Source organism: Rouxiella sp. S1S-2, from assembly GCF_009208105.1.
Lineage (GTDB): Bacteria > Pseudomonadota > Gammaproteobacteria > Enterobacterales > Enterobacteriaceae > Rouxiella.
In genome coordinates, this window is sequence record NZ_WFKL01000001.1 from 732,730 (window position 1) to 753,047 (window position 20,318).

Sequence of the window (20,318 nt, forward strand, 5' to 3'; positions counted from 1 at the left end):
CATAAAAAAGGCGCCCTCGGCGCCTTTTTTGTTGCTGCAGGTTCAGGCTGTTAGCCTTTGGACTGCAAATCTATCTGATAAACGGCGAAGCCCACGGCGTCTGTACCTTTCGGCGTCATCGGGTACTGAGCCTGTGTTTTGATAAACTCGGCGGCTTTCGGGTCTGGCGAGGTTTCAAAACGGATATCCAGCGGCTTTTTGGCGACAATCGGCGCCAGACGCCAGTTATTATCGGCACTTGGCGTGACAGCGCCGTGCTTTTTGGTCTCGGCGCTGATGTAGGCGGCCAGCACGGCGCGGTTTTCATCCGGCGAGGCGAACGCGATATGCTTGTCGCCAGTACCGGCAAATTTACCGCCGTAGGCGCGATAGTTATTGGTCGCCACCAGGAACACGGCGTCAGCACGCACCGGCTTGCCCTGATAGGTCAGGTTCTTGATGCGTTCCGCGTTTTTGTTTTGCAGAGTGCATTCACCATCAAAGCGCGCAGGCTGAGTGACGTCAATCTGGTACTTTACACCGTCAATCACGTCAAAATTATAGGTCCGAAAACCGTCCCAGTTGATCAGCGACTGCGTCTTGCTGCTGTTGACGTCAATCTGATTAAATTGACCGGCCGAACATTCTAGCCAATCTTTCACTTCCTGGCCGGTCACTTTCATCACGACCAGCGTATTAGGATAGAGGTAGAGATCGGCGGCGTTGCGGAAGGTCAACGGACCTTTTTCGACCTCGACAAAGCTGGCCGGATCGTTTTTGCGCCCGCCGGCTTTAAACGGTGCAGCGGCAGAAAGCACCGGCAGATCGGCCAAGTCCGGATCGCCCTGAATAAAGTGCTCGGTGTAGGCCTTCTGGGCATTATTTACGATCTGTACAGTAGGATCATCCTGTACCAGCGACAGGTAGCTGTACATGTTGGCCGTTGATTTACCGATCGGCTGACTGACAAACTCGCGGGTGGCGTTATGATCGGCCGCCAGCACTTTCACCAGTTTTGGATCCTCCGCCGCCAGCGATTTTTTACCCACTTTGTCGAAAATCGGCCGCGCTTGCGCTTTACCTTGGGTGACTTTCCAGCCTCCGTCGTCATTGTTGAGCACTAAATCGATCACCCCGAGATGATCGCCCCACATGCCGGGCATCACAGCAGGCACGCCGTTCAGGGTTCCCTGTTTAATGTCGGCCCCTTTGATATTGGCAAACTCTTCGCTTGGGAATACCGCGTGGGCATGGCCAAACATAATGGCGTCGATACCTTTAATTTGGCTAAGGTAATAGACCGAATTTTCAGCCAGCGTTTTGTAAGGCTCAGCGGAGAGGCCGGAGTGGGGAATGGCGACAATAATGTCGGCACCTTGTTTGCGCATTTCCGGAAGCCATTTTTTGGCGGTTTCGGTAATATCGGCCACGGTAACTTTGCCCTGCAGATTGGTTTTATCCCACACCATAATTTGCGGGGGAACAAAACCGATGTAGCCAATGCGCAGGTTATGTGTTTTGCCTTCGCTGTCGGTCACCTGATTGTTGGTTATGATAAAAGGGGTAAACAGCGGCTTGCCGGTCTTGTCATCAATGACATTGGCATTGATATAAGGGAATTTCGCCCCGGCCAGCGCTTTTTTGAGATAGTCCAGACCGTAGTTAAACTCGTGGTTCCCCAGATTGCCTACCGCATAGTCCAGGGTATTCATTGCCTTATAAACAGGATGTATTTCACCTGTTTTCAGCCCTTTGGCTGCCATATAGTCGCCGAGCGGGCTGCCTTGAATCACGTCACCATTATCAACCAAAACTGAGTTTTTGACTTCGCCCCGTGCCGCTTCAATCAGGCTGGCGGTGCGTACCAGACCAAACTTGTCGGTAGGTTTATCTTTGTAATAGTCGAAGTCCATCATGTTACTGTGCAGGTCGGTTGTTTCCATAATGCGCAAATCGACCGTTGCCGCATGGGCAGTACCCGCCGCGACCAGCAGGGCGAGTGCAGAAAGTCTCAGGTGACGCTTAGGCATGACATTGGCTCCGTCAGAGGTAAAAAGAGGGAATAAACACGACATGTATCTCAAAAATATTAGAGAATGTAACCAGTTGTCACTATAAAATGTGATCTTAATCTGTTTAAGACCCAAAGCTGGCGACGTGAGGCGCTAAAGAAAATACCTTTGAAATTAATTCATTAACAGAATCTGCATCCGAGATAGCTATTCACGGTAAAAAAAACTAGGCTTAATCAAAGATGATAAATTCATAGATTAAGTACTGAGGTGCAGAATGTTGGAACAAATTTGCCAGCTCGCGCGTGATGCCGGTGACGCGATTATGAAGGTGTACGACGGTGAGCAGCCGCTCAACGCGCGCCAGAAGCATGATGACTCTCCCGTAACGGCGGCAGATATTGCCGCGCACAACGTCATTAAAAAGGGCCTGCAGGCGCTGGACGCACACATTCCCCTGCTGTCAGAAGAAGATCCGCCTTCGTGGTCTGTACGTCAAAACTGGACACGTTTCTGGCTCGTCGATCCCTTAGACGGCACCAAAGAGTTTCTTAAACGTAACGGCGAGTTCACGGTCAATATCGCATTGATTGAGGACGGTAATCCGGTGCTCGGTGTGGTATATGTGCCGGTCACCGGCGTGATGTACGCGGCGGCTGATGGCAAAGCATGGAAAGAAGAAAACGGCCAGCGCGTTGAAATCACCGCACGTGAAGCACATCCGCCGCTGGTGGTAGTCAGCCGTTCGCACAGTAATGACCAAGAGTTGCAGGATTATTTGGCCCAGCTTGGCGAGCATCAAACCGTGACTATCGGTTCATCGCTCAAGTTCTGTCTGGTGGCGGAAGGTTCTGCTCAGCTTTATCCGCGTTTTGGACCGACCTCCGTGTGGGACACCGCCGCGGGTCATGCCGTCGCCAACGCCGCCGGTGCCACCGTTACCGACTGGCAGGGGCAGACGCTGACCTACGTGCCGAAAGAGTCTTTCCTCAATCCAGGCTTCCGCGTCTCGCTGTTTTAAGGCTTGTCCGTGTTGAGCGTAAAAGCGCCGCTGTGCGCTTTTACTTTTCGCTCATCCGCTTCCTACTCTTTCACCAGTTGATTCACCGTATCAATCACCTTTTGCACCTCTTCAGCCGTTAACGCGCCTTCTTTGGCAAAACGCACAATGCCGTCTTTATCCAATACCACAATGGCCGAACTTTGGCTTTGTAGCGCCCAGGTCCTTTGTGCTGCTCCGTTGCTGTCGACGATAACCTGCGACCACGGAAACTCCTTTTTACCGCCCTCTATGCTATGGCGTACAAACAATCCGCTGCCAATGATGGCGTCATCAGTGTTCACAATGGTGGTGGTCTGGTAACGGTCGCGCGGCAGGTTGTCTTTTCTTATCGCCTCAATCAGTGGTTCATTCATTTCTCGGGCAGAGGTGCGTCCGGCGATGTGCTGCAAAATGCGCACCTTGCCCGGCAGCTTGGCACTGTTCCATTTACTGTAGCTAAATTCACCATTGGTGTAGTTAAGCTCCCCCTTATCATCAATGCCGACGGCGTTAACGCGTTTACCGATGTCAAAATTGTGGGCTGAAACCATAAATGAAACTGATAAGCAGGCTATAATTGATAAAAACTTAACGAGCATAGATTCTCCTGTCAATTTCGGTAAGGGAGGGTATTTGTGAGGCAAACGGCAGTACAAACTGTGAGAAGCATAGAATGCTTTCAAGTGGTCTGTCCTGTTGAAACGTCAACAATGTGCTGTCCTTAGCAAAAATTTGGATTTTGTCTGATGGCGGCAGGCAGTAGAATAGTGAAAAATTAATGCGCTGTAATATCCGGTACATATTGAAGGGTTACACTGCCCAGCGTTTTAAAATTGAACGTCAGTATCGTCAGCGTGTGTAAAAGTAGTGAAATGGACTGGTATAAAGGGAACTGGGTGATACCTTCAAGGTCTACTCAGTGTAGGAAAAGTACCACTCAGACAATCTGTACTGATTCTTTTGGTCAGCGTCGAGTCTGAGCATGCGAGATACCAAAAGGGAGGAAAAAGAAACAAAATGAGGATCTTCCAACGTTATAACCCACTGATGGTGGCGAAATATGTGAAAACGTTGTTCAGAGGCCGCCTGTACATCAAGGATGTCGGGGCATTTGAGTTCGATCAGGGCAAGATTTTGTTGCCAAAAATTCGCGACAAGCGCCATTTCAGCGTGATGTCAGAGGTAAACAAGCAGGTTATGCATTTGCAGCTTAATGCTTAGAATCGACAAGGCGTCATTTACGCTTTATTTGTATTAAGTTTCAAGTCATTAGCAATAATTTACTGGTTTTACGCCAAAGCAGAAAAGGCCGCGAATGATTCGCGGCCTTTCGTTTTTCATGACAGGACTAACGCGGACTACTCGGCGATGTCTTGCGGCGATTTTGGCAGCAGAGGCGTCACTGGCTTATCGGTTATTCTGGTCACCAGCAGCTGGTCAATTTTATAGCTGTCGATATCTACCACTTCAAACTTGAAACCGGCAAATTTCACAAAGTCAGTGCGTTTAGGAATTTTACGCAGCATAAACATCATGAAGCCGCCAATAGTTTCGTAGTTGCCCGACTGCGGGAAGTCTTCAATATGCAGCACGCGCATGACGTCTTCGATTGGCGTTCCGCCTTCGATAAGCCACGAGTTTTCGTCGCGGGCCACTATTTGCTCTTCCATGCCCTGACCCACCAGGTCACCCATCAGCGTGGTCATCACGTCGTTGAGGGTAATAATGCCCACCACTAACGCGTATTCGTTAAGAATTACTGCGAAGTCTTCACCCGCCGCTTTAAAACTTTCAAGTGCTTCAGACAGGGTCAGCGTATCCGGCACGATCAGCGCCGAGCGGATTTGCACGCCGCTGCTTAGCATCAGGCTTTGATTACCCAATACGCGGTTCAGCAGGTCTTTTGAGTCGACATAGCCCACAACCTGATCAATTTGCCCGTCGCAGACTAAAAACTTGGAGTGTGGATGGGTAGAGATCTTATTCTTAATGCTGTCTTCGCTTTCGCGCAAGTCAAAGTAAATCACGCTTTCGCGGGAAGTCATGGAGGAGGGTACGGTGCGTGATTCAAGCTCAAACACGTTTTCAATCAGCTCATGTTCCTGCTTGCGTAACACGCCGGCCAAGGCGCCGGCTTCCACCACCGCATAAATATCGTCGGAGGTGATGTCGTCGTTGCGCACGGTTGGCAGCTTAAACAGGCGGAAAATGACGTTTGCCAGTCCGTTGAAGAACCAGACCAAAGGCCTGCATACAAACAGGCAGAAACGCATCGGGTTGACTATCCGAACGGCAACAATTTCGGGTGAAATCATACCGATGCGCTTCGGTGTCAGGTCAGCAAACAAAATGAACAGGCTGGTGACCAGAACGAATGAGCAGATAAAGCTGACTTGATCGGCAAGTTCAGGTGACATGAACTTCTCGAAAAAGAGTTGAAATGCCGGAGAGAACGCAGCATCGCCGACGATACCACCGAGTATAGCAACGGCGTTAAGCCCAATCTGTACCACGGTGAAGAACAATCCTGGGGTTTCTTGCATTTTAAGCACGTGCGTGGCGTTGATGTTTCCTTCATCTGCCAAAAGTTTGAGTTTGATTTTACGTGAGGCAGCCAGCGATATCTCCGAAAGGGAGAAAAAGGCACTGATCGCGATTAATAAAAGAATCAGTAAGATACTGTTTAACATAGTCTATCCGTTTAACACCGGCGCAGGGCCGACAGGGAAGGTAAATCGTTTGGTATTGTTAAAAGAAAAATCACGCGAAGGTGATAAAAGCTAAGATAACAGCAAGAAACGTATTTACCGGGCCGCGATTGCGGCCCGCATAGTATAGCAGTGCCAATGATATAACCGCCACTGCTGAATCTCTAGCCGTTTTCCCCGCCCCTGAATCAGTTCTGAAGCTGCGGTGGCAGACACACGCCAATTCCGCCGAGTCCGCAGTAGCCTTGCGGATTTTTGTACAGATATTGCTGATGGTCATCTTCAGCGTAGTAAAAGGGCAGCGCTTCAGTGATTTCAGTGGTGATGTGGCGGCTGTCGTTGGCCGCCCGCATGGCCTGCTGAAAACGCGTAAAGCTCGCCTGCGCCGCGTCCTGCTGTTCACTGCTGAGCACGTAGATGGCTGAACGGTACTGGGTGCCGATATCTCCGCCTTGGCGCATACCCTGAGCGGGATCATGATTTTCCCAAAACGTTTGCAGGAGCTGTTCATAGCTGACTATTGTGGGATCAAACACCACGCGTACCACTTCGGCATGGCCGGTTTGACCACTGCACACTTCCCGATAGGTTGGATTAGGCGTAAATCCTCCCGCGTAGCCTGCCCCCGTGCTGTAAACGCCGTCCAGCTGCCAAAAGAGTCTCTCTACGCCCCAAAAGCAACCCATCGCGAAAATAGCAACCTGCATGTTATCAGGAACGTGAGTCATGGAATGGCCGTTTACGGCGTGAAGCGTGGCGACCGGCATCGGTGTGGTGCGACCTGGCAGCGCATCTTCTTTAGTAATTGCCTGTGTTTTATCTGAGAGTTGGACCACGAGAGACTCCAGTCATATTATTCATTAAAGTTGTTGGTTGTATCTGATAGTGTCTTTGCACACAATAGCACCTTATGCACATCGTACTACGGCGACGATTTGCATAGCTATTTTAACAGGATAATGAAACATAGCAGGAGAGCTTGTGCCACGATACCGTGAACTTTGTTTGTTAGCCGTACTGCTGGTACCCCCGTTATCCTATGCTGCCAAGGTGCGGCTGCAGTTGGAAGGACTGAGTGGAGACTTGCAGAAAAACGTTCGCGTACGCCTCTCTTCCATTGGAACTGACGAGGTGTCTGCCGATGGCCGTTTCCGCGCCAGGGTCAGTGAGGCGATACAGCTGGGGCTTCGTCCCTTGGGCTACTATCAGCCCACCATCGATTTTGATTTTGTTCAAACGCCGCCGCCGGGCAGGCCCGTTCTGATTGCTAAAGTTTCGCCGGGTACGCCGATAAAAATCGCCGGAACCACCGTCACGATAGAAGGGCAGGCGAAACAGGATGACGAATTCGAAGCCCTGAAAAGAACTAAAGTACCGGCCAATGGCACCCTCCTCAATCACGGAACCTATGACAGTTTCAAAGGCTCGCTGAGCGGTCTTGCCCTGCGCAAAGGCTATTTCGATGCGGATATGCGCAAGAGCCAGCTAGGGGTGATTGAAGATGAACATCAGGCATTTTGGGATATCGATTTCGACAGTGGACAGCGCTATCGTTTTGGGCAGGTCAACTTCGAAGGCGCGCAGATACGCAATGACTATCTGCAAAACGTCGTGCCTTTCCATAAAGGTGATTACTACAGTTCGGCGCAGCTGGCCGAGCTAAACCGCCGTCTGGCCGCCACTGGCTGGTTCAACTCCGTGGTCGTTTCGCCTGACTTTGACAATAAAGAAGCCAAAGCCAGTAAAACGCTGCCGCTCAATGCTGTCGTCACGCCGCGCACGCGTAACACCCTTGAACTCGGTGGCGGTTATGCCACCGACGTGGGGCCGCGAGTGAAAGCCAACTGGAAAAAACCGTGGCTAAACGATCGCGGGCAGAGCCTTGAGACCTCGGTCAGCCTGTCTGCACCTGAACAAACACTGGATCTGAGCTATAAAATCCCGCTGCTTAAAGATCCCCTCCAGCAATATTATCTGGTGCAAGGGGGCTTCAAACGTGAAGACCTTAACGACACCAAGTCTGACTCAAGTACCGCCAACGTGGCGCGCTATTGGGACAGTGACAGCGGCTGGCAGCGCTCGGTGAACCTGCGCTGGAGCCTCGACCACTTTACGCAGGGTAACGTCACCAACACCACGATGCTGATTTATCCGGGTGTAACCGTTAGCCGAACCCGTTCACGCGGCGGCCTGATGCCAACCTGGGGTGATACGCAGCGCTATTCTCTCGACGTCTCTGATACCACCTGGGGCTCAGATATCGACTTTGCCGTAGTGCAGGCGCAAAACGTCTGGATCCGCATGTTAGGTGACAGAAACCGCTTTGTGGTGCGCGGCAACGTGGGTTGGATCGAAACTAACGATTTTGAAAAAGTCCCGCCTTCACTGCGCTTCTTCGCCGGTGGCGATCGCAGTATTCGCGGCTATAAATATAAGTCTATCTCGCCTAAAGATGACGATGGCAAGCTGACGGGGGCATCAAAACTGGCGACCGGTTCCCTTGAATATCAATATAACGTGACCGGAAAATGGTGGGGCGCGGTGTTTGTTGACAGCGGCGAAGCGGTGAATGATATCGCGAAAAGCGACGTTAAAACGGGTGCGGGCGTGGGTGTGCGCTGGGCGTCACCGATTGGTCCGGTCAAATTTGACATCGCTGCGCCGGTGGGTGATCAGAACGAGCATGGATTGCAATTTTACATCGGCCTGGGTCCAGAACTATGAGTTTGTTTAAAAAGATTTGCCTGGCGTTCCTGATTATTCTGCTGCTGCTGATTGGCACGGTAGGTTTTTTGGTGGGTACGCAAACCGGTCTGCATCTGTTGCTTAACGGCGCGCAGCGCTTTGTGCCGGGACTGTCGATTGCCAACGTCGAGGGCGGCTGGCGCAGTCTGACACTAAAAGGCGTGGAGTATAAAATGCCCGGCGTTGACGTCCACGCCGGTGAGTTCCATCTTTCCGTTGATTTATCCTGTTTCAGGCACAGCCAGCTGTGTGTGAACGCCGTGCGCGCGCAGGACGTCAATGTGGTGGTCAACACCCAAGAGATGGCGCCTTCAACCGCGCCAGAGCCGGAGTCCAGCGAGCCGCTGACCAACCTCAGCACGCCTTATCCCATCAATCTGAGACTGATGACGCTCAATAATGTCAACGTCACCATTGATGACAAAACGGTGTCGCTGGCGGAGTTTCGCACCGGCATAGAGTGGAAGGACCGCGCACTCACGCTGCTACCGACCAACATCTCTGGTTTGCTTATTGCTCTGCCAAAAACACCGCCGCACCCGCTGCCGCCTGTTGTACAGGCAGCTACCGACAAAGCCGTGGAAAAAGTGACGGAGAAAGTGACCGGCGAACCGTCCAATGCGGCGAAAAAAGCAGAAAAAGCAGCCAAATCTGCCGCTGAAGAGCCTCCGATTGGCGAGACGTTAAAGGCGCTGTTTGCTAAACCGTTGCTGCCTGAGCTGCCGGACTTCAAGCTGCCGCTGGATCTCACCGTTCAGCAAATCACCGGTGAAAATCTGCGTTTGACCGGTGATAACGACCTGCTGATTAACCGCCTATTGCTAAAAATTACCACTGAAAATCAGCAATTTAAGCTTGATAAGCTTGAGGTTCGATCCCCGCAGGGATCCATTGACGGCCTGGGGCAGGCGCAGCTAAGCGGTAACTGGCCGGTCGATATGACCGTGAATACCGCGGTCAATATCGATCCCTTGAAGGGCGAGAAAATAAAACTGACCGTCGGCGGTGAGCTGCGAAATCAGTTAAAAGTCGGCGTAAACCTTTCAGGGCCAGTGCGCGCTCAGTTAGCGGTGCAAACCGAGCTGGCACAAGCTGGACTGCCGATTGACCTGAATTTGCAAAGCGACGCGCTGCAGTGGCCGCTGACCGGTACGCCGCAGTATCAGGTGAAAGGCTTTACTATGAAGTTCAGCGGCAAGGCAACGGACTATGCGCTGTCTCTTCGCTCCAGCTTCAGCGGTGAACAACTGCCCTCGGCCAACCTTTCAGTAGACGGTAAAGGTAACCTTGAGCAATTTAAACTGACGCTACTGCGACTGGCCGCGCTACAGGGCAATACCGACCTGACCGGCGTGGTGGACTGGAGCAAGGCGGTAAGCTGGAATACTTTGCTGACCCTGAACGGCATTGATACTGCCAAACAGTGGCCGGAGTGGCCGGCCAAACTGCAGGGCAAGATTGCCATGCGCGGCAGCTTGTACGGCGGCACCTGGCAGCTTCAGGTTCCTACTCTCGAACTCGACGGTAACGTTAAAAAGAATCTGGTGAAGGCCCGCGGTAATCTGCGTGGCAACAGCTACGGCCAGTGGGATATTCCGCAGCTGCATCTTGAACTCGGCCGCAATAACCTCGACGTTAAGGGCAAGCTTAGCGACAAATGGGTGCTGGATGCCAACGTCGATGCGCCTCACCTCGACGGCGCACTGCCGGGACTGGGGGGGATTGTTAAAGGCATGATCCAGCTACGCGGTAATTTGAAAGCGCCGCAGGTGCTGGCTGATTTAACGGCCAGTAATCTGAAATGGCAGGCTATGAGCGTCAGCCGTGTCAACATTAAGGGGGATGTGACGTCAAGTGACCAGATACAGGGCACGCTGGCGGTTAAGGTTCAGCAACTCAAGCAGGATGCGCTGGATATTAGCGACATTACACTCGATGCCAAAGGTAATGAAAAGCAGCATCAGCTTAACCTCAGTGTGAGCGGTAAACCGGTCAGCGGGCGTCTGGCGCTGAACGGAAGTTTTGAACGCAAAACGCAGCAGTGGAAAGGCACTATCAGCAATACGCTGTTTGATACGCCGGTGGGCGAGTGGCGTCTAACGCGTCCGATTGCCTTGACCTACTTTAATACCGAGCAGCGTGTGACCATAGGTCCTCACTGTTGGCAGAACCCTAATGCCGACGTTTGTGTGCCGACGACCATCGACGCCGGTGCCAGCGGGCAGGCCAGCATCGTGCTTAATCGCTTTGATTTGGCAATGCTAAAACCCTTCCTGACCGACGATACCCAGCTTGCTGGGCAGTTCAGCGGCAAGGCCAACGTTGCCTGGAAGGCGCAGGGTGGTTTGCCGCAGGCCAGCGTGTCGCTGGTAGGCAAAGGGGTAAAAGTGCAGCAGATTGTGCAGGGCAATCCTCTGCCCGTGGCTTTCGATACGCTTAACCTTAATGCTGCACTGCAAAACGGTCGCGCGAATCTTGATTGGTTAATCAAAATTGCCAACAATGGTCAGCTTGATGGCAAGATTCAGATTGCCGATCCATTGGGCAAACGTAATCTCAGCGGTAACGTCAACATCACTCGCATCTCTATGGGTATTTTGCAGCCGGCGCTTATGGACGGTGAAAAAGCTTCCGGCATACTCAATGCCAATTTACGCGTGGCAGGGAATGCTAAAATGCCGCAGGTTTACGGCAAGCTGGCGCTGACCGATGTAGATTTTGATGCGCAGTTTATGCCGTTTGATATCACTAACGCCAATTTGAACATTAATTTCAACGGTATGTCATCGCTGCTTGCGGGGGTCATCAGGACCAACCACGGGCAGTTGGCGCTTGACGGTAATGCAGACTGGAGTGAGCCAAATAACTGGCGTGCGCGTATCGCGGCGAAGGGAGATAAGGTTAGGGTATCGGTTCCACCAATGGTTCGGCTTGATGTCTCACCCGATCTAGTGTTTGATGCTACACCGCAGGCATTTTCGTTGAACGGTAGGGTTGATATTCCCTGGGCGCGTATTACGGTTCAGGAGCTTCCGGAGAGCGCGGTTGGCGTCTCGTCTGATGAGGTTATGCTAAATAACCAGCATCAGCCGATAGCTCCGGCATCGACCTCGATACCTATCAACACGAATCTTGTGGTGAACATCGGAGATGATGTTCGACTCGATGCCTTTGGTCTGAAAGCGCGCTTGAAAGGCGCACTCAAAGTACAACAGGACAAACGTGGGTTAGGATTAAACGGCCAGATTGATATTCCTTCCGGTCGGTTCCACGCCTACGGGCAAGACCTCATTGTCAGAAAAGGCCAGCTGTTGTTCTCGGGTCCGGCAGACCAGCCGTTGCTCAACCTCGAGGCCATCCGTAATCCGGATTCCACCGAAAATGACGTGGTGGCAGGTGTGCGGGTAACCGGTGAAGCAGACGCGCCTAAGCTTGAGGTTTTCTCTGACCCGACCATGTCGCAGGAAGAAGCGCTGTCTTATTTGTTACGCGGACAGGGACTCGACAGTTCGGGAGCCGACAGTAGCGCCATGACTTCAATGCTTATCGGCATGGGGGTTGCACAAAGTGGCAAACTTGTGGGTAAAATCGGTGAGGCATTTGGCGTCAGTAATTTGGCGCTGGATACGCAGGGCGTTGGGGACAGCTCTCAGGTTGTGGTCAGTGGTTATGTCCTGCCTGGGCTGCAAGTTAAGTACGGAGTGGGTATTTTTGACTCACTGGCGACCCTGACGCTGCGCTATCGTTTAATGCCTAAATTGTATCTGGAAGCGGTGTCTGGCATAGATCAGGCATTAGATTTGCTCTATCAGTTTGAGTTTTAACCATGCGAATAATTGTCTACGGCAGTTTACGACGCAAGCAGGGTAATAGTCACTGGATGACAAACGCTCAGTGGTTGGGTGACCACGAGCTTGACGGCTATGCCCTTTATAATTTGGGGCATTATCCGGCAGCAGTTCCCGGGGAAGGGAAAATCTATTGCGAAGTTTACCGCATCAACTCATCCATTATGGCTGAGCTTGACGAGCTGAAAAGTAACACCAAAGATTACCGTCGTGAGCTAATCTCCACGCCGTACGGCAGTGCCTGGATCTATCTGTATATTCGTTCTCTCGAGGGAGTAGAGCGTATTAAGGGTGGTGACTGGCTCAAACGTGCGGATGAAGATAAGTGAGAAAAAGGTAAGGGTCGTCTTCGTCAGTTAAGTATAAAGTCGGTAAAAAAACACCGCCCAACGGGCGGTGTTTTTTTTGCGACAAAGCAAAGCAGGCAGCGGCCTTATTTTGCTTTAGCACGCTCGAATGAAGAAACAATCTCGGCTTTCGCCGCTTCTGCGTTGTCCCAACCTTCAACTTTAACCCATTTGCCTTTTTCCAGCGCTTTATACTGCTCGAAGAAGTGGGTGATCTGGCCACGCAGCAGCTCAGGCAGATCGTTCACATCTTTGATGTGATCGTATTCTTTGCTCAGCTTGGTGTGTGGAACCGCAACAACTTTCGCATCTTCACCCGATTCGTCAGTCATTTTCAATACGCCAACTGGACGGCAGCGAATAACTGAACCTGGTTGCAGCGGGTATGGGGTCGGAACCAGAACGTCAACCGGGTCACCATCAAGAGACAGAGTGTGGTTGATGTAACCGTAGTTGCACGGATAGAACATCGCCGTTGACATGAAACGGTCAACAAAAAGTGCACCGGTATCTTTATCTACTTCATATTTGATTGGATCGGCGTTGGCCGGAATTTCGATAACAACATAGATATCTTCTGGCATGTCTTTGCCAGCCGGTACATTGAGTAAGCTCATTGTTGGTTTCCTTTATTGAACCAGAAATGGAGTGCCGGACATTATAGCCAACTCCGACAGGAATTCCCGCCTTTTCATGGTCCGTTTTTTCCTAAAAAAGAATCGGGGCGGCATCATGCCACCCCGGAGTTTGGGTACTTAAAAGTAATTTAGCAAACAGCCCAGCTTGGATTTTTATTCGTCAGGGTACTGTTTGATAAGGCGTTCAGCATCTTCAACCATGTCTCTGTTGCCGACGAAGAACGGCGCGCGTTCATGTAGCTTGGTAGGCACGATGTCCAGAATACGGTTTTTACCGTCGCTGGCTTTACCACCAGCCTGTTCGGCAAGGAAGGCCATTGGGTTACATTCGTAAAGCAGACGCAGTTTGCCCTGAGGATGGCTTGCGGTACTTGGATAAATGTAAATGCCGCCTTTCAACAGGTTGCGATGGAAATCTGCAGCCAAAGAGCCAATGTAGCGTGAGGTGTAAGGGCGGCCGGACGCTTCGTCCTGCTCCTGGCAGTATTTGATGTACTTTTTAACGCCTTTAGGGAATTTAATGTAGTTCCCTTCGTTGATGGAGTACATGTAGCCTTTTGGCGGGAACATGACTTTCTCGTGGGAGAGGCAGAATACGCCTAAAGACGGGTCATAGGTAAATGCGTGAACGCCAGCACCGGTGGTGTAAACCAGCATGGTGGATGACCCATAAACCACGTAGCCCGCTGCAACCTGCTGGCTGCCCGGCTGCAGGAAGTCGGCTTCGGTAACCGGTTGGCCCAGTGGTGATGTACGGCGGTAAATAGAGAAAATAGTGCCGACTGAAACGTTAACGTCGATGTTGGACGAGCCGTCCAACGGGTCCATCAGGATCACGTATTTCGCATTATTTGCGCGTTCACCTTCAAAGACAACAATTTCGTCTTCTTCTTCAGACGCGATGCCGGCAATTTCGCCGCGCGCTTTCATTGCAGCCTTGAGCTTTTCGTTAGCATACAGGTCGAGTTTCATCTGAACTTCGCCCTGAATGTTCTCAACGCCGCTGGTGCCGAGTATATCTACCAGACCTGCCTTGTTGATATCTCTATGAATAATCTTGGCACCAAGTTTTATTGCCGAGAGTAGCGCAGTAAGCTCGCCTGTGGCATGTGGAAAATCTTGCTGCTTTTCAACAATAAATTCGCCTAACGTTTTCATGATACGTTCCCTGAATCCTAGGATGAGTAACCGATTTTTAATAAATCTTTTACAGAAGCGTAAGCAGTTTAGCCCAAATATATGGACGGATCATAGGCAAATCCATTTCTTCTGGAGGATTCTGAGCGTTAGAATAGCCACTGACTTAAGAGCAATAATGGAAAATTTATGCGCATTCATATTCTTGGGATTTGCGGCACGTTTATGGGCGGACTGGCAATGCTGGCCCGCGCACAGGGACATCAGGTAACCGGATCGGACGACAACGTCTATCCACCGATGAGTACGTTGTTGGAAAGTCAGGGAATTGAGTTGATTCAGGGCTACTCACCCACTCAGTTAGACCCGCAGCCAGACCTGGTTGTCATCGGCAATGCGATGACGCGAGGCAATCCATGCGTTGAAGCGGTACTCGAGCAGGGTATCCCTTATGTTTCGGGTCCACAGTGGCTTCACGACCACGTACTTCCAGGCCGCTGGGTGATTGCCGTCGCCGGTACACATGGCAAAACCACCACTGCGGGCATGGTGACGTGGATCCTCGAAGAGTGCGGTTACGAGCCAGGCTATGTGATTGGCGGCGTACCGGGCAATTTTGATGTGTCTGCGCGCTTGGGCAATAGCCCATTCATGGTCATCGAAGCTGATGAATATGACTGTGCGTTCTTCGACAAACGTTCCAAATTTGTTCATTACAGCCCGCGTACGCTTGTCCTTAATAATCTCGAATTTGATCATGCCGATATTTTCGATGACTTAAAGGCGATTCAGAAACAGTTCCATCATCTGGTCAGGCTGGTTCCGGGACAGGGTAAAATCATTCTGCCCGAGCACGACACGCCGCTTAAACAGGTTATGGCGATGGGATGCTGGAGCGAACAGGAATTTGCCGGTGACGGCTGCACCTGGAATGCCAAGAAAACCACGCCGGACGCCAGCAAGTTTCAGGTCATGCTTAACGGCGAAGTTGCCGGCGAGGTTTCGTGGTCGCTGGTGGGTGAACATAATATGCACAACGCCCTGATGGCCGTTGCCGCCGCGCGCCACGTGGGGGTTAATCCTGCCGATGCTTGCAGGGCGCTGGACGGGTTCATCAATGCGCGTCGTCGTCTGGAGCTTCGTGGTATTGCCAACGGCGTGAGCGTGTATGACGATTTTGCCCATCACCCTACGGCTATTCTGGCGACACTGGCTGCTCTTCGTAGCAAAGTGGGCGGCACTGCGCGGATCATTGCCGTGCTTGAGCCTCGTTCAAATACCATGAAAATGGGCATGAGCAAAAACGAACTGGCCCCTTCTTTGGGACGTGCTGATGAGGTATTCCTGCTGCAGCCGCAAAATATCCCGTGGCAGGTGGCTGAAGTTGCCGAACGCTGTATTCAACCGGCGCACTGGCATGCCGACGTTGACGGGCTGACGGACATGATTGTCAAGACGGCTCAGCCGGGCGACCATATTCTGGTGATGAGCAACGGTGGTTTTGGCGGGATCCACAGTAAATTACTGGCGGCGCTTGAAAAAAAAGCTGAGTCTGCGGCTAACCGGAAGTAAGCGTTAAACCCTAAAAAAAGCCCTCGCAAGCGAGGGCAAAAGGGTGTCGTCGGACAGGACGACGAGGGTTCGGTAGCGCCAGAGAACGGCGTATTAATTGTTTATATTCAAATTATTAGGGTAAAGCCGTTCTCGCCAATATTTCGTTGTTACTTATAAATTTCGGCAGTCGCGTGGTAGTTACCGTCATTACGTGCTTCGATGACACGATAAGACGATGCCCCTTGGCTGTCTGCTTTCTGAGAAAGCTGCTGGCGAATATCGCTAGGCACGCCATCGATACCACTTACGCTGATTGTGCCGACAGACTGCAGGTTTTCAGCCTGCTGATTTGTCACGAGTTGAGCAGCAGAAGCGCCGAACGATACGGCAGAAAAGAGAGCCAATGCGGCAATAGCTGTAGTGATTTTCATGATAATTTCCTCATTTACCTTTGCACGACCTGTCTTGACGGTAAAAATTGCAGGTGAAGACGGTCACACGGTTTAATTGATGGACTTATCAGAACTGTAAAAAAGGGCGTTATGCCAAACGGGGTCGCGTGAGTCTTGCGAACGGAGGTTTGTGCACATAATGCAGAATTTTTGCAGCGATAAATCCGTTTTATCGGCGGCATTTGAATGGATATTCAAATCTCGTCTTATAACAAGGTTGTGATGCCTTAACTCAATGTGATTCACATCACGAAAACAAGTGTACATCTAATAACGTAAAATATTAATAGTTTGCTAATAGTTTTTAGGGGTGTTAAAAGCCCACTTATTGCCTTTTTTATAACCAAAAAGCATAATAGATGATTATTTATCGAGCGACTGCGCCTAAACATTATTTAAATCAATTTGTTAAGTTGATTTAGCTATATGTGCGATATCTATCAGATGATTATGCTGCTTAAGCTGGGAAGTGACGAATAACACGAGGGTACTGTGGGACGAGGGAAGAATATTGGGTCAGCCGGCGCGATGCGCGGCGACCCTGAACTATTACAGCTCTTGTTCAAACAGGCTTAAAATTGCATCGTAAAGTTGTTTGACAGTAAACTTGCGTGCCGGGGTAATAAAAATGGTGTCGTCACCTGCGATGGTGCCAAGAATGCCTTCTGACTTACCCAATGAGTCTAGCAGGCGGGCGATAAGCTGCGCAGCACCCGGACTGGTGCGAATGACAACCACGGCATCATTGTAGTCGATATCCAGTACCAAGTTTTTAAGCGGACTGGTGGTAGTGGGAACCCCAATTTCTGCCGGCAAACAATACACCATCTCCATCTTGGCGTTGCGCGTTCTTACCGCACCAAATTTGGTCAGCATGCGCGAAACTTTGGACTGATTGATGTTTTCGAAGCCATCATCTTGCAGTGCGACAACGATTTCACCCTGAGAGCTGAACTTCTCTTCCTTCAAGAGAGCCTTGAAAGCTTTGATTAAATCTTCCTGTTTAGCAGGATTACGCATTTTGCACCCATAGAATCACGATGATAGTGCGTTGATTATGCATATATTTGCATTTTTATGCAATCCTGCAAAAGGAAATTAAGCAAGAAAGAGTTAACTTTTATAGGTTCAGGTTTATTTCATAATTATTAACTTAAATGAATATGCCGAATGAATGAATTAGCACAGGCGCTAATATTAAAATTATTTTAATAAAATAACCATTAGTTGATAATAAATCCTCTTTTCATTTAATTTACTAAAATTAGATGGTTACTTTTCTTCGGCTTGGTGGTATCCCTTCGTTTTATCTCAATGATAAGAAAAACAAAATAATCAAAGCACATCGATAGCGCCCTATTTTAAATTCTGCGCCAGCTCGCAATCTCTCTATAAGCCGTTTGTTTTTAATACGGCTGTTTACTAAGGTTATTAAGTGAATGAATGCGCGGTATTTTTAACGTCATTTAAAAAGGAGTATAGGATGAAAGTTGCAGTCCTTGGCGCCGCAGGTGGTATCGGACAGGCCCTCGCTCTTCTACTTAAGACCCAATTGCCAGCTGGCTCTGAACTCTCTCTGTATGACATCGCCCCCGTCACTCCGGGTGTGGCGGTAGATCTCAGCCATATACCAACCGCTGTTAAAATCAAAGGATTCTGCGGGGAAGATGCAACCCCCGCGTTAGTAGGGGCAGACGTTGTTCTGATTTCTGCCGGTGTTGCCCGTAAACCTGGCATGGATCGTTCGGATCTCTTTAATGTTAATGCCGGCATTGTGCGTAATTTAGTGCAGCAGATTGCGGTTACCTGTCCCCAGGCCTGCATCGGAATTATTACCAATCCGGTCAATACTACGGTGGCCATAGCGGCCGAGGTCATGAAAAAAGCCGGCGTCTATGACAAGAATAAACTGTTTGGTGTAACCACGCTGGACACGCTGCGTGCCAATACGTTTGTTGCCGAGTTAAAAGGAAAACAGCCTCAAGATATAGAAGTACCGGTTATTGGCGGCCATTCAGGGGTAACTATTTTGCCTCTGCTTTCTCAGGTACCGGGTATTACGTTCTCCGACAGTGAAGTGGCTGAGCTCACGAAACATATTCAAAATGCAGGTACTGAAGTTGTTGAAGCCAAGGCAGGCGGCGGTTCGGCAACGCTTTCTATGGGGCAGGCTGCGGCGCGGTTAGGCCTTTCACTGGTGCACGCAATGCAGGGTAAAACCGGTATTGTTGAGTGCGCTTACGTAGAGGGAAGTGGCGAATACACCCGTTTCTTTGCTCAGCCGATATTACTGGGTAAAAATGGGGTCGCCGAACTCAAAGAGTTCGGCAAGTTAAGCGCATTTGAACAACAGGCGCTGGACTCGATGTTGGACGTTCTGCGTAAGGATATAGAACTAGGTGAGCAGTTCATTAACAACTAATCCATAACAATAATTTTACCCCTGTTCCTCATTATCCGCCGGAAACTCTTTCGGCGGTGTACTTTTTGCGCTAGTTGTTGCCCTGGGCTGATGCGCTTTAATTCGCATTTTTCTTTCAAGCAATTCGTCAGTTTTCGGACAGAAATATCGACTCGGCCAAATTTCCGACGGGTGCAATTGTAACGCATTTGCAATTATCCATTCACCCTTTGGCCACGGGCGTGAAAGTGCATTAGCCAAAGTTGAAGAACTTAATCCTGCAGATCGCGATAAGGCTGCCAGAGTCGTTCGCTGTTTATGCAATGATGCGATGATATCAGCGTGGTGCCAATCTTCTTTCCGTAAAAACATAGTCGCTCCCTTTTATAATGAGCCGGCAAATTTACTTCCTAAATAATAGGGTGTTTTCAATATTCTATTAGGAAACATATAAGAGCAAATTTTCGTACTTTGTTCAAACGCCTTTCTCAAAAAGAACAATTATTTTTCATCATTAAATGAACGAATTATACAAACTACTAGTTCATGTTTTGATATTCAATAACTGGCTGTTATTTAAGGGTTTATGTGGTCAAGTCGAGATTATTAGAAAGTGATATTTGAATTAATGGATTTTATTAAGAGCGTACGAGCACAATTAAATTGTTTAACTTCCGTTTTCCTTTCTAATAAATTAAGCCGCATAAATAATTTTTTAACAATGCATGTTATTGAATATGTTATGTTTTAATTTAATAAATACTTTAATATTAAAAATTAATTATCTTGTGGTGGTAAATAAGTTGCTCGATTTACATTTTATCCATAAAAATATTTCATCACAAAAGCTTAAGTAATGGTGTTTTAATTTATAGATGCACAGTGGTACTGTGTAGTGGTATAAGTTAGCATTCAATGTAAAGGCTTTTCTTCATTGGCTTCGCAAGAACAAAAATAATCAACCAAATATGCAGGGTGTTATTTTCAATTATTATTCTCCTGTATTAATTAGAGAGTGACTTTATGAATCAAGAGTGGTTTTCTGCTAAAGAACTGATTAGTTTTACCGGCCTCCCTTCGACAACACAGGGAGTTCATAATATGGCTCGCCGACAAAACTGGCTGAGACGTCGGCGCTTTGGTGTTCAGGGAAGAGGTGTGGAATATCATGTTGAAAGTTTGCCGGTAAAAGCAGCCTCAAAGTTGGCACTGAATGAGCAGTCTGCAGAATATCTGTACTCAACCTTTCAGGATCCTTTGGCCATTTGGATCGAAAGTTATAAACAGCTACGTGAAGAAGAGCGAAATATGATTATTACCTTTATTGTGCGTGAAGGTATGACCGAAATGATAAATAGGCTGAATGTTTCCAATAAAAGTATTTATTAAGATTTTAATTGAACGCTTTATCACCCTTTTTTAATTGGCTGTTGATGTAAATGTGTCATCTTATGT

The 20,318-nt window shown here is 49.5% G+C and carries 17 protein-coding genes; 8 read left to right on the top strand and 9 right to left on the bottom strand.

Going from position 1 to position 20,318, the window contains the following annotated elements:
• Positions 1–50: 50 nt before the first annotated feature.
• Complete coding sequence (locus GA565_RS03455) at positions 51–2,009, bottom strand: bifunctional 2',3'-cyclic-nucleotide 2'-phosphodiesterase/3'-nucleotidase (protein ID WP_152197358.1); 1,959 nt, start codon at positions 2,007–2,009, stop codon at positions 51–53.
• A 259-nt stretch (positions 2,010–2,268) separates the two neighbouring features.
• On the opposite strand from GA565_RS03455, the gene cysQ reads away from it, so the two are divergent.
• Positions 2,269–3,012, top strand: coding sequence for a 3'(2'),5'-bisphosphate nucleotidase CysQ (gene cysQ / locus GA565_RS03460; RefSeq protein ID WP_152197359.1), 744 nt, complete (start codon positions 2,269–2,271; stop codon positions 3,010–3,012).
• A gap of 62 nt (positions 3,013–3,074) precedes the next feature.
• On the opposite strand, the gene GA565_RS03465 is transcribed toward cysQ, so the two are convergent.
• Positions 3,075–3,632 carry a YtfJ family protein gene (locus GA565_RS03465; protein ID WP_152197360.1) on the bottom strand — a complete coding sequence of 186 codons (558 nt, stop codon included), beginning with the start codon at positions 3,630–3,632 and terminating at the stop codon, positions 3,075–3,077.
• 418 nt (positions 3,633–4,050) lie between these two features.
• Between GA565_RS03465 and GA565_RS03470 the strand changes: the two genes are divergently transcribed.
• The gene (locus tag GA565_RS03470) at positions 4,051–4,254 is read left to right on the top strand and encodes a DUF1107 domain-containing protein (RefSeq protein WP_055782386.1); all 204 of its coding nucleotides are present in this window, start codon (positions 4,051–4,053) and stop codon (positions 4,252–4,254) included.
• Between the two features lie 137 nt (positions 4,255–4,391).
• Here the strand turns inward: GA565_RS03470 and GA565_RS03475 are convergent, their stop codons facing one another.
• Together GA565_RS03475 and msrA are read right to left on the bottom strand one after the other, a co-directional pair.
• A complete protein-coding gene (locus tag GA565_RS03475) occupies positions 4,392–5,723 on the bottom strand; it encodes a hemolysin family protein (RefSeq protein ID WP_152197361.1) in 1,332 nt (443 codons plus the stop codon).
• A gap of 206 nt (positions 5,724–5,929) precedes the next feature.
• On the bottom strand, positions 5,930–6,577 hold the full coding sequence (msrA, locus tag GA565_RS03480; protein WP_152197362.1) for a peptide-methionine (S)-S-oxide reductase MsrA: 648 nt from the start codon (positions 6,575–6,577) through the stop codon (positions 5,930–5,932).
• A 145-nt stretch (positions 6,578–6,722) separates the two neighbouring features.
• On the opposite strand from msrA, the gene GA565_RS03485 reads away from it, so the two are divergent.
• From GA565_RS03485 to GA565_RS03495, 3 genes are read left to right on the top strand one after another with little or no spacing between them, the layout of a single operon-like run.
• Positions 6,723–8,465 carry an autotransporter assembly complex family protein gene (locus tag GA565_RS03485; RefSeq protein WP_152197363.1) on the top strand — a complete coding sequence of 581 codons (1,743 nt, stop codon included), beginning with the start codon at positions 6,723–6,725 and terminating at the stop codon, positions 8,463–8,465.
• Complete coding sequence (locus GA565_RS03490; RefSeq protein WP_152197364.1) at positions 8,462–12,310, top strand: translocation/assembly module TamB domain-containing protein; 3,849 nt, start codon at positions 8,462–8,464, stop codon at positions 12,308–12,310. The genes GA565_RS03485 and GA565_RS03490 overlap by 4 nt, the downstream gene beginning before the upstream one ends.
• 2 nt (positions 12,311–12,312) lie before the next feature.
• On the top strand, positions 12,313–12,663 hold the full coding sequence (locus GA565_RS03495) for a gamma-glutamylcyclotransferase (RefSeq protein ID WP_055782403.1): 351 nt from the start codon (positions 12,313–12,315) through the stop codon (positions 12,661–12,663).
• A 104-nt stretch (positions 12,664–12,767) separates the two neighbouring features.
• Here the strand turns inward: GA565_RS03495 and ppa are convergent, their stop codons facing one another.
• Positions 12,768–13,298, bottom strand: coding sequence for an inorganic diphosphatase (ppa, locus tag GA565_RS03500; protein WP_055782407.1), 531 nt, complete (start codon positions 13,296–13,298; stop codon positions 12,768–12,770).
• 174 nt (positions 13,299–13,472) lie between these two features.
• Positions 13,473–14,477 (bottom strand): class 1 fructose-bisphosphatase, encoded by a 1,005-nt coding sequence (fbp, locus tag GA565_RS03505; RefSeq protein WP_055782410.1) that lies wholly within the window; start codon positions 14,475–14,477, stop codon positions 13,473–13,475.
• A 168-nt stretch (positions 14,478–14,645) separates the two neighbouring features.
• On the opposite strand from fbp, the gene mpl reads away from it, so the two are divergent.
• Positions 14,646–16,028 carry a UDP-N-acetylmuramate:L-alanyl-gamma-D-glutamyl-meso-diaminopimelate ligase gene (mpl, locus tag GA565_RS03510; protein WP_152197365.1) on the top strand — a complete coding sequence of 461 codons (1,383 nt, stop codon included), beginning with the start codon at positions 14,646–14,648 and terminating at the stop codon, positions 16,026–16,028.
• A 149-nt stretch (positions 16,029–16,177) separates the two neighbouring features.
• On the opposite strand, the gene yhcN is transcribed toward mpl, so the two are convergent.
• Complete coding sequence (gene yhcN, locus GA565_RS03515) at positions 16,178–16,441, bottom strand: peroxide/acid stress response protein YhcN (RefSeq protein WP_152197366.1); 264 nt, start codon at positions 16,439–16,441, stop codon at positions 16,178–16,180.
• Positions 16,442–17,011: 570 nt separating this feature from the next.
• A complete protein-coding gene (argR, locus tag GA565_RS03520; protein WP_009636766.1) occupies positions 17,012–17,482 on the bottom strand; it encodes a transcriptional regulator ArgR in 471 nt (156 codons plus the stop codon).
• A gap of 463 nt (positions 17,483–17,945) precedes the next feature.
• Between argR and mdh the strand changes: the two genes are divergently transcribed.
• Positions 17,946–18,884, top strand: a complete 939-nt coding sequence (gene mdh / locus GA565_RS03525; protein WP_152197367.1) for a malate dehydrogenase — start codon at positions 17,946–17,948, stop codon at positions 18,882–18,884.
• A 15-nt stretch (positions 18,885–18,899) separates the two neighbouring features.
• Here mdh and GA565_RS03530 read toward each other — a convergent pair whose 3' ends face one another.
• Positions 18,900–19,235 (bottom strand): helix-turn-helix transcriptional regulator, encoded by a 336-nt coding sequence (locus GA565_RS03530; protein WP_152197368.1) that lies wholly within the window; start codon positions 19,233–19,235, stop codon positions 18,900–18,902.
• A 651-nt stretch (positions 19,236–19,886) separates the two neighbouring features.
• Between GA565_RS03530 and GA565_RS03535 the strand changes: the two genes are divergently transcribed.
• Positions 19,887–20,252: a DNA-binding protein gene (locus GA565_RS03535; RefSeq protein WP_152197369.1), complete on the top strand. Its 366-nt coding sequence runs from the start codon at positions 19,887–19,889 to the stop codon at positions 20,250–20,252.
• Positions 20,253–20,318 lie beyond the last annotated feature (66 nt).

Excerpts from the sequence above, each read along its gene's own strand:
- argR (WP_009636766.1), bottom strand. The coding sequence starts at position 17,482 with ATGCGTAATCCTGCTAAACAGGAAGATTTAATCAAAGCTTTCAAGGCT.
- GA565_RS03530 (WP_152197368.1), bottom strand. The coding sequence starts at position 19,235 with ATGTTTTTACGGAAAGAAGATTGGCACCACGCTGATATCATCGCATCA.
- GA565_RS03475 (WP_152197361.1), bottom strand. The coding sequence starts at position 5,723 with ATGTTAAACAGTATCTTACTGATTCTTTTATTAATCGCGATCAGTGCC.
- GA565_RS03455 (WP_152197358.1), bottom strand. The coding sequence starts at position 2,009 with ATGCCTAAGCGTCACCTGAGACTTTCTGCACTCGCCCTGCTGGTCGCG.
- GA565_RS03470 (WP_055782386.1), top strand. The coding sequence starts at position 4,051 with ATGAGGATCTTCCAACGTTATAACCCACTGATGGTGGCGAAATATGTG.
- cysQ (WP_152197359.1), top strand. The coding sequence starts at position 2,269 with ATGTTGGAACAAATTTGCCAGCTCGCGCGTGATGCCGGTGACGCGATT.
- fbp (WP_055782410.1), bottom strand. The coding sequence starts at position 14,477 with ATGAAAACGTTAGGCGAATTTATTGTTGAAAAGCAGCAAGATTTTCCA.
- mpl (WP_152197365.1), top strand. The coding sequence starts at position 14,646 with ATGCGCATTCATATTCTTGGGATTTGCGGCACGTTTATGGGCGGACTG.
- GA565_RS03495 (WP_055782403.1), top strand. The coding sequence starts at position 12,313 with ATGCGAATAATTGTCTACGGCAGTTTACGACGCAAGCAGGGTAATAGT.
- GA565_RS03535 (WP_152197369.1), top strand. The coding sequence starts at position 19,887 with ATGAATCAAGAGTGGTTTTCTGCTAAAGAACTGATTAGTTTTACCGGC.
- GA565_RS03490 (WP_152197364.1), top strand. The coding sequence starts at position 8,462 with ATGAGTTTGTTTAAAAAGATTTGCCTGGCGTTCCTGATTATTCTGCTG.
- ppa (WP_055782407.1), bottom strand. The coding sequence starts at position 13,298 with ATGAGCTTACTCAATGTACCGGCTGGCAAAGACATGCCAGAAGATATC.
- mdh (WP_152197367.1), top strand. The coding sequence starts at position 17,946 with ATGAAAGTTGCAGTCCTTGGCGCCGCAGGTGGTATCGGACAGGCCCTC.
- yhcN (WP_152197366.1), bottom strand. The coding sequence starts at position 16,441 with ATGAAAATCACTACAGCTATTGCCGCATTGGCTCTCTTTTCTGCCGTA.
- GA565_RS03465 (WP_152197360.1), bottom strand. The coding sequence starts at position 3,632 with ATGCTCGTTAAGTTTTTATCAATTATAGCCTGCTTATCAGTTTCATTT.